Origin of the sequence: Alishewanella sp. WH16-1 (assembly GCF_001441695.1) — a bacterium.
In the GTDB taxonomy this organism is placed as follows: Bacteria; Pseudomonadota; Gammaproteobacteria; order Enterobacterales; family Alteromonadaceae; genus Alishewanella; species Alishewanella agri.
In genome coordinates, this window is record NZ_LCWL01000105.1 from 1 (window position 1) to 14385 (window position 14385).

At 51.8% G+C, this 14385-nt stretch carries 10 protein-coding genes and 1 tRNA gene; 5 read left to right on the top strand and 6 right to left on the bottom strand.

The genetic code is table 11. The features are described 5' to 3' along the window. Together AAY72_RS10850 and AAY72_RS10855 are read left to right on the top strand one after the other, a co-directional pair. Nucleotides 1-2780: efflux RND transporter permease subunit (locus tag AAY72_RS10850; protein ID WP_057787469.1), on the top strand; the 2780-nt coding region annotated here is incomplete at its 5' end. Continuing rightward, the gene (locus tag AAY72_RS10855; RefSeq protein ID WP_057787471.1) at nucleotides 2777-5836 is read left to right on the top strand and encodes an efflux RND transporter permease subunit; all 3060 of its coding nucleotides are present in this window, start codon (nucleotides 2777-2779) and stop codon (nucleotides 5834-5836) included. The genes AAY72_RS10850 and AAY72_RS10855, both read left to right, overlap by 4 nt. Here AAY72_RS10855 and AAY72_RS10860 read toward each other — a convergent pair. The 3 genes from AAY72_RS10860 to AAY72_RS10870 all read right to left on the bottom strand — a co-directional run bounded on the left by AAY72_RS10860 (nucleotide 5833) and on the right by AAY72_RS10870 (nucleotide 9841). After that, nucleotides 5833-8139, bottom strand: coding sequence for a bifunctional diguanylate cyclase/phosphodiesterase (locus AAY72_RS10860; protein WP_057787474.1), 2307 nt, complete (start codon nucleotides 8137-8139; stop codon nucleotides 5833-5835). The genes AAY72_RS10855 and AAY72_RS10860 overlap by 4 nt on opposite strands. Nucleotides 8140-8252: 113 nt before the next feature. Next, nucleotides 8253-9014 (bottom strand): YdiY family protein, encoded by a 762-nt coding sequence (locus AAY72_RS10865; protein WP_008984921.1) that lies wholly within the window; start codon nucleotides 9012-9014, stop codon nucleotides 8253-8255. 2 nt (nucleotides 9015-9016) lie between these two features. Then, nucleotides 9017-9841, bottom strand: coding sequence for a mechanosensitive ion channel domain-containing protein (locus AAY72_RS10870; protein ID WP_057787476.1), 825 nt, complete (start codon nucleotides 9839-9841; stop codon nucleotides 9017-9019). Nucleotides 9842-9999: 158 nt separating this feature from the next. Here AAY72_RS10870 and AAY72_RS10875 point away from each other — a divergent pair. The 3 genes from AAY72_RS10875 to AAY72_RS10885 all read left to right on the top strand — a co-directional run bounded on the left by AAY72_RS10875 (nucleotide 10000) and on the right by AAY72_RS10885 (nucleotide 12072). Continuing rightward, nucleotides 10000-10075: transfer RNA gene (locus tag AAY72_RS10875), tRNA-His, on the top strand. A gap of 58 nt (nucleotides 10076-10133) precedes the next feature. Further along, nucleotides 10134-10673: a DUF1285 domain-containing protein gene (locus tag AAY72_RS10880; RefSeq protein WP_057787483.1), complete on the top strand. Its 540-nt coding sequence runs from the start codon at nucleotides 10134-10136 to the stop codon at nucleotides 10671-10673. A 109-nt stretch (nucleotides 10674-10782) separates the two neighbouring features. Then, a complete protein-coding gene (locus tag AAY72_RS10885; RefSeq protein WP_057787478.1) occupies nucleotides 10783-12072 on the top strand; it encodes an amidohydrolase family protein in 1290 nt (429 codons plus the stop codon). A gap of 17 nt (nucleotides 12073-12089) precedes the next feature. Here the strand turns inward: AAY72_RS10885 and AAY72_RS10890 are convergent, their stop codons facing one another. From AAY72_RS10890 to AAY72_RS10900, 3 genes are read right to left on the bottom strand one after another with little or no spacing between them, the layout of a single operon-like run. Further along, entirely contained in the window at nucleotides 12090-12566 is a 477-nt protein-coding gene (locus tag AAY72_RS10890) for a DUF2489 domain-containing protein (RefSeq protein WP_008984917.1), read from the bottom strand. Next, nucleotides 12563-13147, bottom strand: coding sequence for a Der GTPase-activating protein YihI (gene yihI, locus AAY72_RS10895; RefSeq protein WP_057787481.1), 585 nt, complete (start codon nucleotides 13145-13147; stop codon nucleotides 12563-12565). The genes AAY72_RS10890 and yihI overlap by 4 nt, the downstream gene beginning before the upstream one ends. A 35-nt stretch (nucleotides 13148-13182) precedes the next feature. Further along, entirely contained in the window at nucleotides 13183-13824 is a 642-nt protein-coding gene (locus AAY72_RS10900) for a class I SAM-dependent methyltransferase (RefSeq protein WP_008984915.1), read from the bottom strand. Between the last annotated feature and the right edge of the window lie 561 nt (nucleotides 13825-14385).

Sequence of the window (14385 nt, forward strand, 5' to 3'; positions counted from 1 at the left end):
TATTTTTAGGGATGATTACCCAGGAAGTGCAGGCGGCAATTAATACGGCCTCTTCGTTACTGCCAAACGATTTACCCAGCCCGCCGATTTACCGCAAGGTCAATCCGGCTGATGCGCCGATCCTGACACTGGCCATCACCTCGTCCACACTGCCGTTACCGCAGGTGTATGACCTGACTGATACCCGGATGGCACAAAAACTGGCGCAATTACCCGGCGTTGGCATGGTCAGCCTGGCCGGTGGTCAGCGGCCGGCCATTCGGGTGAAAGCCAATCCTTCGGCACTGGCCAATATGAATCTGAGCCTGGAGAATTTGCGCGCTGCCATTGCTGCAGCTAACACCAACCAGCCTAAGGGCAGTTTCGATGGCCCCTTCCGCTCAACTATGCTGGATGCCAATGACCAGATCCGCGATGTCGCTGAGTACCGGGATCTCATTATCGCCTGGCGTGATAATGCACCGGTGCGGCTGCGGGATGTCGCCAGTGTTGAGCAAGGCGCTGAAGATCGCTTCTTAGCCGCCTGGGCCAACGAGCAGCCGGCAGTATTACTGAATATCCAGCGTCAGCCCGGCGCTAACGTGATTGAAGTGGCAGATCGGGTACAACAATTACTACCGCAGCTGATGGCAACGATGCCAGCCGCGGTAGATGTGGTGGTATTGACCGATCGTACCCACAGTATCCGGGCTTCAGTACGAGATGTGCAGCATGAGCTGGTGTTTGCCGTCTGTCTGGTTATCCTGGTGACCTATGTCTTTTTGAAAACGATCCCGGCAACCATTATTCCCAGTCTGGCAGTACCACTGTCGCTGATTGGTACGTTCGCGGTGATGCTGTTACTGGGTTTCTCGGTCAATAACCTGACCTTAATGGCGATGGTGATTGCCACCGGCTTTGTCGTCGATGATGCTATCGTGATGCTGGAGAATATTGCCCGCCATCGCGAGCAAGGCGCTTCCCCCCTCGACGCTGCCCTGAAAGGCGCGAAAGAAATTGGTTTTACGCTGATTTCACTGACTTTCTCGTTAATTGCGGTGTTGATCCCATTGCTGTTTATGGCGGATGTGGTTGGCCGCTTGTTCTTTGAATTTGCGGTAACCCTGGCGGTAGCCATCCTGATTTCATTAGTCGTGTCGCTAACCCTGACGCCGATGCTGTGCGCCCGGCTGTTAAAGGCAATGCCTGCCCATGATCAGCCGAACGATGTTATTCAGCGGCTGATTAACCGCTATGCGTTAATGCTGCAGTGGGTACTGCGCCATCAGCGGTTGGCGCTGGCCAGTATGCTGGGTACAGTGGCGTTGACTGTCGGGCTGTATCTGGCGGTACCGAAAGGCTTTTTTCCGGTGCAGGACAGTGGCGTCATTCAGGTGATCACCGAAGCGCCGCAAGATATTTCTTTTCAGGCGATGGCTCAGCGGCAACAAGAGTTAGCTGCTAATTTACTGCAGCACCCCGATGTTGCCAGTTTGTCATCCTTTATTGGTGTTGATGGCAGTAACAGCAGCATAAACAGCGGGCGGATCTTGCTGAACTTGCAGCCGCATGCCAGCCGCAATAAAACGGCAGTAGAAATTATCCGCGAGCTGGAGCAACAGGTTACGGCAGTAGCGGGGATTAAAGGCTGGTTTCAGCCGGTACAGGAATTAAGTATCGAAGATCGGGTCAGTCGTACTCAGTATCAATTTACGCTAAGTACGCCGGACAGCGAGGTACTGAGCCTGTGGTTGCCGGAGGTGATGGCGGCACTGCAGCAGCGGCCGGAGTTATCCGAGGTCGCACACGATCTGCAGCAGCAAGGTTTACAGGCCTTTATCGATATCGATCGCAATGCTGCCGCCCGGTTGGGCTTAAGCGTGGCACAAATCAGTGCCGTGTTGCAAAGTGCCTATAGCCAGCGCCAAATTTCTACCTTGTTTACCCAGGCTAACCAATACCGGGTGGTGCTGGAGGTCGATCCGGCGCAGGTGCAGGGTATTGAGGCGCTCGACAAACTCTATCTAACCAGTAATACCGGCGCTACCGTACCTCTGTCGGCCGTGGCGACAGTCAGCCAGCGTCCGGCAAAGCTGCTGATTAACCAGCAAGGACAATTCCCGGCAGTGACGCTGTCATTTAACCTTGCCGCAGGCTATTCATTGGGGCAGGCGGTTGCTGCCATTGAGCAGGTGCAAAGCCAGTTACAGTTACCCCCGGAGTTAGAGCTCAGTTTTCAGGGCGCGGCTGAAGCGTTCCGAGCCTCCCTTGGCAATACGCTGTGGCTGATACTGGCGGCGATTGTCACCATGTATATTGTGTTGGGCGTATTGTACGAAAGTCTGATCCACCCGGTCACCATTTTGTCGACGCTACCGTCAGCTACTGTGGGAGCCTTGCTGGCACTGCTAATCACGGGCCGGCCGCTGGATCTGATTGCGGTAATCGGCATCGTGCTACTGATTGGTTTGGTAAAGAAAAACGGCATTATGATGGTCGATTTTGCCCTGGATGCGCAGCGCAATCAGGGCATGACCCCGGCCGAAGCTATCTATCAGGCGGCGCTACTGCGTTTTCGGCCAATTTTAATGACCACCTTGGCAGCATTATTTGGTGCCATTCCGCTGATGTTATCCACCGGCTCGGGTGCCGAGCTGCGCCAGCCCCTGGGTTTGGTGATGGTGGGTGGCTTGCTGGTTAGCCAGATATTGACGGTGTTTACTACACCAGTGGTTTATCTCTGGTTCGATAAGTTGGTACGTAAGCGCCAGCAAAGTCCGGTTGAGGTTGCCAGTCTATGAATCTGGCCCAGCCCTTTATCCAACGGCCGGTCGCCAGTGGTTTGCTGGCAACGGCGATTTTGCTGCTGGGCTTACTAAGCTGGCGCTTGTTACCGGTGTCACCGTTACCGGCAATCGATTTTCCGATGATAGTGGTCAGTGCCAGTTTGCCGGGCGCCAGTCCGGAAAGTATGGCGGCAACAGTTGCCACACCGCTGGAGCGGGCACTGGGCAGTATTGCGGGCATTCGGCGCATTAGTTCATCCAGTAATCAGGGCTCAACCCAAATCCGCCTCGAATTTGAATTAGACCGCAATGTCGATGATGCAGCGCGCGAAGTGCAGGCGGCGATTAACGTGGCGCGCAGTCAGCTGCCATCCGGGATGCCGGGTAACCCGGTGTACCGCAAGTTTAACCCGTCACAGGCACCGATCATGGCGTTGGCGCTTAGCTCCGATCATCTGGCGGGCAGTACCTTGTACGACAATGCCTCCACCATTCTGGCACAGAAAATTGCCCAGATTAGCGGCGTAGGCGAAGTCGAGGTCAGTGGCTCTTCATTACCTGCGGTAAGGGTGCAACTGAATCCGGGCATGCTGGCGCAATATGGTGTAGCACTGGATGAGGTGCGCAGCGCTATCAGTACCGTTAATGCCTCGGTGCCGCTCGGTGTGCTGGAAACGGATAGCCACCGCTGGCAGCTGGCAACCAGTGAAACCTTACGCCGGGCCGCGGATTATCAGGATCTGATCGTTAAATATGTTGATGGTGCCGCGATCCGGCTGGCGGATGTGGCACTGGTCACAGATTCGACGGAAGATCGCTACAGTGCCGGTTTTCACAACGATAAAGACGCGGTGATCTTGCTGATCAGTCGTCGTACTGGCGCCAATATAGTGGCCACCATCGATGCGATTTATCAGCAGCTGCCGTTATTACAAGCCTTGGCGCCGGCAGGCGCTGAGCTGGCGGTAGTGATGGATCGCAGCCCGGTGATCCGGGCCACCCTGAGCGAGGCACAAATTAGCCTGACCTTAGCAGTATTGCTGGTGGTGCTGGTGGTCTGGGTATTTCTGGGGAACTTACGCAGTGCCCTGATCCCGAGTGTCACTATTCCGGTGTCGTTAATTGGCGCCTTTAGCGTGATGTATTTGTGTGGGTTTTCGCTAAACAACCTGTCGGTGATGGCATTGATTGTTGCAACCGGGCTGGTGGTGGATGATGCTATCGTGGTGGTGGAAAATATCCGTCGTCACCTGGAACGCGGCCTGTCACCGCTGCAAGCGGCGCGGCAAGGGGCTGCCGAAGTCGGTTTTACCTTGCTAGCAATGAACCTGGCGCTGATCGTGATTTTCCTGTCGATACTCTTTATGGGCGGCCTGGTTGAGCGCTTGTTCCGCGAGTTTTCAATTACGCTGGTGGCGGCAATGGTGATTTCGCTGCTGATTTCGCTGACGCTGACACCCAGTATGTCGGCGATATTGTTAAGGGCGACGCCAGCGTCGGCAGCACCGGATCACGCGGATTTCTTCCAGCGCTTGCAGCAGGGTTACCGCCGCAGTATTGATTTTGGCCTGGACCATTATCGATGGTTACTGTTATTGCTATTGTTACTCTTTGGCGCCACCGCCTGGTTATACACTAAGGTGCCGTCAGGCTTACTACCCGAACAGGATACCGGACAGTTAAATGGTTTTGTGCGTGGTGACGACGGTGCCTCGTTCCAAATGATGCAACCGAAGATTGAAGCGTTCCGCCAGCATGTGTTGCAGGATCCTGCAGTCGCTGATGTCACCGGCTCTGCCGGTGGTAGTGGCGGGGTCAGTAACTCCTGGATGCGGGTACGGTTAAAACCCCTGGCGGAGCGACAGGTGTCGGCGCGGGCGGTAGTCGATCGTTTACGAGCAACGGCACCTAAGGTTCCCGGCGGCATTCTGTTTATGAACGTCGATCAGGATATTCGCCTGTCATCGCCGTTTGGGCGCAGTGATTATGAAGTGCAGTTACTGTCAGATGATTTAAGTTTGCTGCGCCAGTGGGGCAAGCGGGTGGGTGAGAAACTGCAAGACTTACCGCAACTAGTGGATGTGAACACCCCGGGAGGCGAGGACGCGCAGCAAATTGAGCTGAAAATCGACCGTGAAGCGGCACAGCGGCTGGGTGTCGATATGCGCACCATCGCCAGCTTACTGAATAACTCGTTTTCACAGCGCCAGGTCGCGACTTTGTACGACCAGCAGAATCAGTACCGCATCGTGATGGAAGTGTTGCCCGGTTATACCGCCCAACCGGAGGTGCTGCAGCAGCTACAAATTGTTACCAGTAATGGCGACAGAGTACCGCTGGCTGCTATTGCGACCTATCAATATGGGCTGGTAAATGACCGTGTGCAACATGATGGCCAGTTTGCTTCGGTGAATATTGGCTATGGTTTAGCGCCGGATGTCACGCTGGAGCAGGCATCGCAGGCGATTGACCAGGCTATGGCCGAACTGATGTTACCCGGTGCTATCGTCGCCGTTAGTGGCGAGAATCAGCGGAATGCGTTATTTCAGACGGCGGATCAAACCTGGTTGATTATTGCGGTCATTGTTGCCGTTTATCTGCTACTGGGCGTGTTGTATGAAAGTCTAATCCAACCACTGACGATTCTATCGGTGGTGCCTTGTGCAGCTTTAGGCGCCCTGCTGGCGCTTTATCTCACCGGTACGGACTTTAATCTGATAGCGCTGCTGGGTCTGTTTCTCTTGATAGGTATAGTGCTGAAGAACGCCATTTTGTTAGTTGATTTTGCGTTGGCGGCAGAGCGGGAGCAGGGTTTGACGCCGCAACAGGCTGTTGCTCTGGCAGCCCAGCAGCGTTTAAGACCCATCTTAATGACGAACTTTGCCGCGCTGCTGGGTGCGCTGCCGTTGTTATTGGGTGTTGGTGAAGGTTCTGAGTTACGTCAGCCACTGGGTATTACCATAGTGGGCGGCTTATTGGTCAGTCAGTTGCTCACCTTATATACCACGCCGGCCGTGTACCTGTTGTTTAGCAAAGTGCGGTTGCGCCGGGCTAACAGTCCTAGCGCTTAGGCTGGCTGTTGTTGTAGCAGTAACCGGCGGAACTCCTCTGCCGGTACCGGCTTGCTGAAATAATACCCCTGGTAGTAATCACAAGCCATGTCCTGCAACAACGCCAGTTGTTCAGCGGTTTCTACCCCCTCCGCCAGTACCTCGAAGCGCAGCGTGTGGCCAAGCTCAATAATGGCTTTGGCGATTTGGCGGTCATCAGTGTTGGCCGTCATATTGGCAATAAAACGGCGATCGACTTTCAGGATATCCAGAGGCAGGCGTTGTAAATACGCCAGTGATGAATAGCCGGTGCCAAAATCATCAATCGCCAGCCGGACCCCGGTTTCCCGTAACTGTTGCATGGTCAGTACCACTTTCTCTTCATCCAGCATCAATGCACTTTCGGTTACTTCAAGTTCCAGCAATCTGGCCGGGAAGCCGCTTTCTGCCAGTACCATCTTAACTTGCTGCTCCAGGTCACCACGGCCGAATTGCTGCACCGACACATTGACCGCCAGAGTGATGGGCGGCAAGCCCTCGTTCAACCAGGCTTGCCCCTGGATACAGGCTTGCTGCAACACCTGCTGACCGATCAGGTGTATTAAGCCAGAACTTTCAGCTAACGGGATAAACAAGTCCGGACTGATAAAGCCCAGTTCAGGATCCTGCCAGCGCAGTAACAGCTCCGCACCGATAATACTGCCGGTTTTGATATCGAGTTGCGGTTGGTAGTAGCAGCGTAACTGTTGCTTCTTGATCGCTTGCCGTAACCGGCTTTCCAATACCAGCCGTTGCCGGGCCTGAGCTGTCAACTGATCGCTATAGTAATAGTAGGTATTGCGACCTTCCGATTTGGCTTTATACAGCGCCGCATCCGCCCCTTGTAATAACGCCTCAACGTTATCATGGTGGGTGGGATATAAGCTGATCCCGATAGAGGCGGCCGTACTGAGTTCCAGGTCCTGTTCTAATAACATCGGTTGTTGTAAGTTTTGCAATAATTCCTGGGCAAAGCGGGCGGCATCTTCCGGCGTGTCCAGGTGTTCAATTAGGATGGCAAATTCATCGCCGCCAAGCCGGGCGAGGGAGTCTGTTTCCCGACAACAGATTTGTAGCTTTTCTACCACCCGTTGTAATAGCAGATCGCCAGTTTTATGGCCATAGGAGTCATTTATGTTTTTAAAATTATCCAAGTCCAGGATTAGCACCGCCAGTTGCAGATTTTCCCGGCGTGCCACTTTCAACGCCTGATCCAGTTGGTTGGCAAAGTAATGGCGGTTTGGTAAGTGGGTCAGCGGATCGTATTGGGCTAAAAATGCCAGTTGTGCTTCTTGTTGCTTGTAGTCCGTCAGATCAATATCGATACAGTAAATCTGTGGTTTTTTGTCAGGCAGGATAATGACGGCATGAGACGAATACACGGTAACGGGTGAGCCATCTTTACGCCTTAAGGTCAGTTCTTCAGCATGTCTGGCTTCGCCAGAGCTGGCCATCAGGTTAATTGCTTCGCGTACCCCATCCTGCATTTTTTCCGGAATAATCAAATCCAGTAAGTTACGGCCTACAGCTTCCTTTCGGCTATAGCCATACACTTTTTCACTGCCTTTATTCCAATACAGTGTTTTGCCCTCCTCATCATAACCCTGCACCGAGATGGTTGGCATACTATCCAGCAAAGTCCGGAATCTGAGTTCACTCTCTTCTAATTTCATCTGAGTCAGCTTTACATCAGAAATATCCTGAATCACTGACACAAAAAAGGGCTCACTATTTTCGGTTTCAGCGATTAAGGCTACCGATAAGCGTGCCCAGATAATTTGCCCATTCTTATGTAAATAGCGTTTCTCCAGCGTATAACTTTGCCGTCTACCCTGCAGTACTTCATGCAGCAGCTCCTGATCCCGGGATAAATCCATCGGATGAGTTAACTGCTGAAAGCGCATGGTAAGAAGTTCTGCGGCGCTATAGCCAAGCAGGTTACAGAGTTCGTCATTAACGCGGATAAACTGGCCATCAGCGTTAACATGCGCGATACCGGCTGCAGCACGGGCAATCGTCTGTTCTAACAGATATTCTGACTTGAGTAAGGAGCGGGCGAAATGTAAACGCTGCTTAAGTAATAACCAGGCTAATAGCGCAGTCAGTAACACATAGGTATAGCCTTTATAACTCTGGTAACGGGTCAGGGTGGCCGCATCGGTAACCAGGGCTGATACTAATTGGTCGCTGAAAGTTATCCAAAAAAAGCCAAGTACCAGATAGCAAAGCGCCCCTAACAATGGATAGTAACGAAGTTTCTTGCGGCGGGCGTCCAGTTGCTTCATGCGTGAAATCTTTCTACTCAGACTAGAGGTGAGTTCTAAGCATAGCGGAAATTTTCAGTAAGATCAGAGGCAAATCAACAAAAAACGGGCTCAGAGCCCGTTTTTCCGTGGTCTTAGAATGAATAGACCAGTGTCAGGGACGTCTGGGTATCAGTACTCTTTTTATCCACTGGGACATCGGAGTCATTTTGTACCAGAAAAGCCGCTTTCATTTGCATCGCACCATTAATCCGGGCACTAAGCGCGGTTTCGGCGATGGTACGGGTATTATCAGCACTGTATTCGACGCTCAGTGTTTGCGTGAAGGCGGCGGATTCGCTTAAAGTCCATTTATAGGATGCGGCGCCGCGGGCAAGTAAACCTTTTTCGGTTTCCCGGAGCAGGCCAGTTTCCGTTTCAACGGCTGCGCGCTTAGCGGTGTAATAACCCGGACCGACTTCGACATCCAGTGATTGATTTTCCAGATTGAGTAAACGGGTACCATAACCGGCAGCCAAAGTGGTGTATTGGGTGTAGGCACCAAACTTGTCATCGGTGTAAGAGCCGAGCACGAAAACGTTGTCGTGTTCCTGCGTCAGTTTATAGGCACCCTTGGCTGACACCAGGTAGCGTTCTGCGGAACGCTCCTTCACACGGCTGCCGTCAGCGCCCTCTTTTTCATCCTCTTTAAAAAAGGCGCTCAGAATATACTGATTACTCCAGTTGGTCAGATCTTGTTTCGCATCAATCTTACCGGTGATAGAGGTGCCCTCAGTGTTACCGGTAGTGGTGATGGCACCCAACTCGGCTGACGTAGTCCAAACTTTTTGCTCTTCAGCTTGTGCCTGCGCGCCAGCAGCCAGCGCGATCGCGACAGCAAGGGTTACTGTTCTCATACTTACTCCTTGGAATCTTGCTTGATATGGACATCCATCTGTGGGAACGGAATGCCGATGCCGTGTTCATCAAACGTCAATTTAACTTTTTCCAGCGTATCCCAGTACACGCCCCAGTAGTCATCTGTGTTAACCCAGGGACGGACAATAAGATTGACTGACGAATCAGCCAGCTCTGAGACCCGGATATTCGGTGCCGGTTCCGCCAATACCCGTGGGTCTTCACTGATAATTTGCTCCAGCAGCGCTTTGGCTTTACGCAAATCTGAGTCATAACTAATACCGATAACCAGATCGACACGGCGCGTACTTTCAGCCGAGAAATTCGTGATGTGACCGCCGGTTATTTTAGCGTTCGGCACTATTACTCTTTTGTTATCCGGCGTTTTCATAATGGTCTGGAAAATTTCAATTTTATCAACGGTCCCGGTAATGCCGCCGGCATCAATAAAATCACCTGATTTAAACGGCCGGAACAGAATGATCAGCACGCCGGAGGCAAAGTTGGCCAGAGAGCCCTGTAATGCTAAACCTACTGCTAAACCGGCAGCACCCAGAATGGCGATAAAGGACGTCGTTTGTACGCCGACCTGTGACAATGCCATCAGAGCAGTCGCAATCATTAAAATGGCATACAGAATACTGGATAAGAAAGACACGACGGCCTTATCAATATTGCGTGACAGCAGACCTTTTTCTAACAAGCCTGAGATGCTGCGGGCGATAATCCGGCCAACATAAAAAATCACAATGGCGGCGATCAGCTTTAAAAAGTAACCCAGCAAAATCTCATGGTTTTGCTGGAACAATTCGTTAATTTGCTCCATATGTTCACTCCTGTGAGATAAATTAGAATCGCAATCATATCATAAAAAACTGCCGATTTCGGTCAGTGACTGGCCAGTTGCGGCTATACTTGGGCAAATGCGGCAAAAAAGGGCTTGGTTGGCCGCCGGCTTTTTGGTTAAAATACAGCTCTGTTGTGGTGACTGTAGCTCAGTTGGTAGAGCCCCGGATTGTGATTCCGGTTGTCGTGGGTTCGAGCCCCATCAGTCACCCCACTCCTTTCTCCTGCCCTGCTATACTGCCAGTATTATTGTTTTTATCGTCAAATATCTGATGGATTTAACGTCTTTACAGCAACAGCTTGAACAACCCCGGCTAGCCCCGGTTGAACAATGGGATCCCCCTTTTTGTGGCGATCTGCCGCTGCGGATCGATGCACAGGGACGCTGGTGGTATCAGGACGGCGAAATTACCCGCCCGGGGCTGATTAAACTTTTCGCGTCGGTGATGCTGTGTCAAGGCGGAGCGTATTTTTTACAAACACCGGCGGAGAAAGTGCGGATCCAGGTCGAGGATGCGCCCTTTATCGCCATTGCCAGTCGCTGGCAGCCAACAGCGACTGGCCCGCAGCTGTGGTTTACGACCAATTTGCAGGACAGTGTGCCGCTGAGTCAGGATCATCCACTGCTCTTGCGTCAGTATGCCGGACAAAGCTTGCCTTATCTTAGTTTGTGGCGTGGTTTGTCAGCACGCTTACATCGCAATCTGTACTATCAGCTACTGGATGAAGCAGAGCTGAGGCCAACAGAAAGTGGCATTGATGCGATTCTGCACAGCGCCGGCGCAGCCTATTTGCTGGCACAGGCAGAATAAAACCGTGCCAGCGCGCTTTATCGCAAAAACAGGTCAGGTATCGCAAGCGCATTGCAGAGTCTGCGGGTGCCGTTGATAGTAAAGTTCCACTAAGTTGAGGATAACTAAAATGAATAAGACGCTCTCTGTGTTGTCGCTGGCCTGTCTGACCGCTTTGACCTTGCCGCAGGGTTATGCCGCTACCTATATCCACGCCGGTAAGCTGATCACTGCCGAAACCAACCAGATGCTCAGTGAACAGACGATTATTGTCGACGGTAACAAAATTATTGCCATTGAAGGCGGTTACAAAACGCCGGCCGCAGGCGATACCTTAATCGACTTACGCCAGCATACGGTGCTGCCGGGTTTAATGGATATGCACACCCATTTCTCCAGTCAGATCAGTGCTACCTCTTACGGTGAGGGGCAGCGGTTGAATGAGGCTGACTATGCGTTACGTGGCGCGGTGTTTGCAGAAAAAACCTTAATGGCAGGTTTTACCACAGTACGCGAACTGGGTGACAGCCATCATGTCAGTGTCGCGCTGCGTAAAGCCATTGCTCAGGGGTTTGTTAAGGGACCGCGTATTTATGCCGCGGGTAAGTCTTTAGCCACCACGGGCGGGCATGCAGATCCGACAAATGGTCTGGCCTATTTGCTGCAGGGCGATCCCGGTCCGAAAGAAGGGGTGATTAATGGCCCGGATGAAGCACGTAAAGCAGTACGCCAACGCTATAAAGATGGTGCTGACCTGATAAAAATTACTGCGACCGGCGGTGTGCTCAGCGTCGCCAAAAGTGGGATGAACCCGCAGTTTACCGATGATGAGTTAGCAGCGATAGTCAGTACGGCCCGTGATTATGGCTTTAAAGTGGCGGTGCATGCGCATGGCAAAGAGGGGATGCAGCGCGCGATTAAAGCCGGTGTGGATTCGATTGAGCATGGTACCTTTATGGATAAAGAGACCATGGCGCTGATGAAAAAGCACGGTACCTATTATGTGCCGACCATTAGTGCCGGTAAGTGGGTACAACAAAAAGCTGAAATTGACGGTTTTTTCCCGGACTTGGTACGACCCAAAGCGGCTAGCATTGGTCCACTAATCCAACAAACCTTTAGTGAAGCTTACAAAGCCGGCGTGAAAATTGCGTTTGGTACCGATGCCGGTGTGGGTGCGCATGGCGACAACTGGCTGGAATTTGTTTATATGACAGAAGCCGGTATGCCGGCCATGGCTGCCATCCAATCGGCAACGATCGAGGGGGCCCGGTTGTTGGGGATGGAACAAGAGCTGGGGTCAATCAAAGCCGGTAAGCTGGCAGATATTATCGCGGTGCCGGGTAATCCGCTGAACGATATCAAAACGCTGGGTCAAGTCAGTTTCGTGATGAAAGATGGTCAGATCTACAAGCAATAATCTTGTCGCAGCAGGCATTAAGCCTGCTGAAACCGTTCCAGAATCAGCCGCAGGTCGACTTCGATCTGCGCTTTTAAATCCTTTTCCGCACTGAGTCGCACTTTATCCTGCTGCCGGGTAAGCTTTTTGTCCTGATCTTTGCGGGCCTGGTGGGTCGGCATATCTTTTACGGTCAGATACATCTGATAAATACCGGGGTAACTGCTTACGGCGTCCGGTTTATCTGCGACCGGCCAGTGGTCTAGTAATACCCAAAGTCGCAGAGCACCTTCCGAGAACTCGCATTGTTGCTCCAGCATGGCACGGCTAATCAGAACAATGCTTTCTTGCAGATACGCTTTCTTTTCCTGCTGTTGCTGGCGGGCTTTCTGTTCAGCCAGCTGCTGTTGTTGTTTTTGCTGCTGCAGCAACCATAGCAATCTGCCGGCATAAAATGCCAGGCCAGCAACAATCAATACCGCTGTCGTCAGGAGTAATATCAACCACCAGGTCACGCCGGATCCTCATCGCCTAACAAATCTTTACGCCAGTCAGTACGCTCGAAGCGGCTTAGCGGATCCTCGTCTTCTGCTGTCGCATCAGCGGCCGGTTCTTCGTCATCCAGCCCTAACAGCGTCATTAGCTCGCTGATGCGTGCGGTTTGACGGTTAAAGTACTTAGCGTCTTTACCGGTGAGCAGCTCATCGCGCTCTACCCGCTCCAGTAATTGCTGTAGCTTAGGATCGTTTTCCAGCTGTAATAGCTCTTGCTCCGGGCTTAATGTCTCGGGTTTAGCCGCCTTTAACTGCACCTTTGGTAACGGTGCCGGAGCGGCTACCGGCAGCAGTTCCGGCTTGGCTTCCGGTAGTAACGCTATAGGTTTTTTACTGCCCAGACGCGGATCTTTTTTGGCTTTGTTGGCAACCGGTTCCTGGTTGACGTTAGCTTGTTGCATACTGTTGCGGTTACCAGATTTCAGACCAGCGCCTTTTTTCTTGGTTTCATCCTTTTGCTCACGGATTTTACGGATTTCTGTGGCCGGTAAATGGCGTTGTCCGTTATCGCTGGCCTTACGGGATTTTTTTTGACGCGTCATAGTAATCTGGATACCTGTAAAAAAGGGCGCACATTTTAACCAGCTTTGCGTAAAAGCACCACATCCTTCGCAGGAAAACTTAGGCTTAACTGATCGCGTTGGGCTAAAAACGCAAAAGTGCGCTGATGAAAGAAGCGGATATGCGTTGGATCACGTTTATAGTGCCAGTTGGCAAAGTGCGCCGCATCCAGGTAGTGGCTGGTCATAATGGCCAGAACGCCGCCAGGCTTCAGTAAACCTAACCAACATTGCCATTCTTGCGCCGGGTGCACGAAATGCTCTATTGCTTCGCTGCAGCTGATGAAATCATAAGATTGCGCCAGTGCTGCCGGATTGTTGGCGAAAAACGGATCCCATAACTGCATCTGATGGCCCGCTTCGGCTAGCATTTTCGCCAGCAAAGGTCCCGGACCACAACCAAAATCGAGACCCTGTAGCTGACCTGGTGGCAAGGCCGCTAATAAGGGGCTGGCCAGGCGTTGTAAGAATTGACGGTAGCCGGGATCATCGAGATCATTATTGTGTAGCTGATAGTGTTGCTGTTCCTGTGCAGGGCTCAGCAACTGAGCACTCGGTACATACACCAGCTGACATTGCAAACATTGCCGGTATTCACGTTGCGAATCTGAGCTAAATAAGATGCTGTCAGCATGCTGACAAAGTGGACATGGCTCCATTAAACCTTCCTGCAAATCGACATAAAAACAAAGGGCGATAAGATTACCTTATCGCCCTGTTTATTTGTGCCTAGTGGTGGACACTTCTCTCGAATCGCTTAAATCATCCTGAAGCGCAGCCAACATCGTGTTGCAAGTTATCCCTATATTATTATTTGCTGTCCATGCCAGCTCTTTTATTCTTTACGACCATCCTGGTAACTTTCGTAATCATCCTTGCGCGCTTGTCGCGCCTGACACCATCCGGGCATCTCAAAATACACTGCACCCAAGGGTGCTTTACCTTCCTTTGCCGCAATTCCCTATTGTTTTATCGCCTGCGGACAACGCTTTAAATTTACTCTGATCTTCGAATATGGCAAGCCCTTGAGGTAAAAAAACCTGAAAAAAATTCGACTTTAGTCTACATTTTTATTTTTTTCAGTAACTTATTGCGTATAAATTATGGCCAAAAAGTTCCATACGAATGAAAGAAACGCAAAAGTCTTACAGCTTGTGTGAGAGATCTCTTACAGCAACATAAAAAAACCGGCGAGGTCGCTAATGCCGGTCAGTTAAGCT

Coding starts and splice junctions, on each gene's coding strand:
- AAY72_RS10855 (WP_057787471.1), top strand. CDS start 2,777: ATGAATCTGGCCCAGCCCTTTATCCAACGGCCGGTCGCCAGTGGTTTG.
- AAY72_RS10860 (WP_057787474.1), bottom strand. CDS start 8,139: ATGAAGCAACTGGACGCCCGCCGCAAGAAACTTCGTTACTATCCATTG.
- AAY72_RS10865 (WP_008984921.1), bottom strand. CDS start 9,014: ATGAGAACAGTAACCCTTGCTGTCGCGATCGCGCTGGCTGCTGGCGCG.
- AAY72_RS10870 (WP_057787476.1), bottom strand. CDS start 9,841: ATGGAGCAAATTAACGAATTGTTCCAGCAAAACCATGAGATTTTGCTG.
- AAY72_RS10880 (WP_057787483.1), top strand. CDS start 10,134: ATGGATTTAACGTCTTTACAGCAACAGCTTGAACAACCCCGGCTAGCC.
- AAY72_RS10885 (WP_057787478.1), top strand. CDS start 10,783: ATGAATAAGACGCTCTCTGTGTTGTCGCTGGCCTGTCTGACCGCTTTG.
- yihI (WP_057787481.1), bottom strand. CDS start 13,147: ATGACGCGTCAAAAAAAATCCCGTAAGGCCAGCGATAACGGACAACGC.
- AAY72_RS10900 (WP_008984915.1), bottom strand. CDS start 13,824: ATGGAGCCATGTCCACTTTGTCAGCATGCTGACAGCATCTTATTTAGC.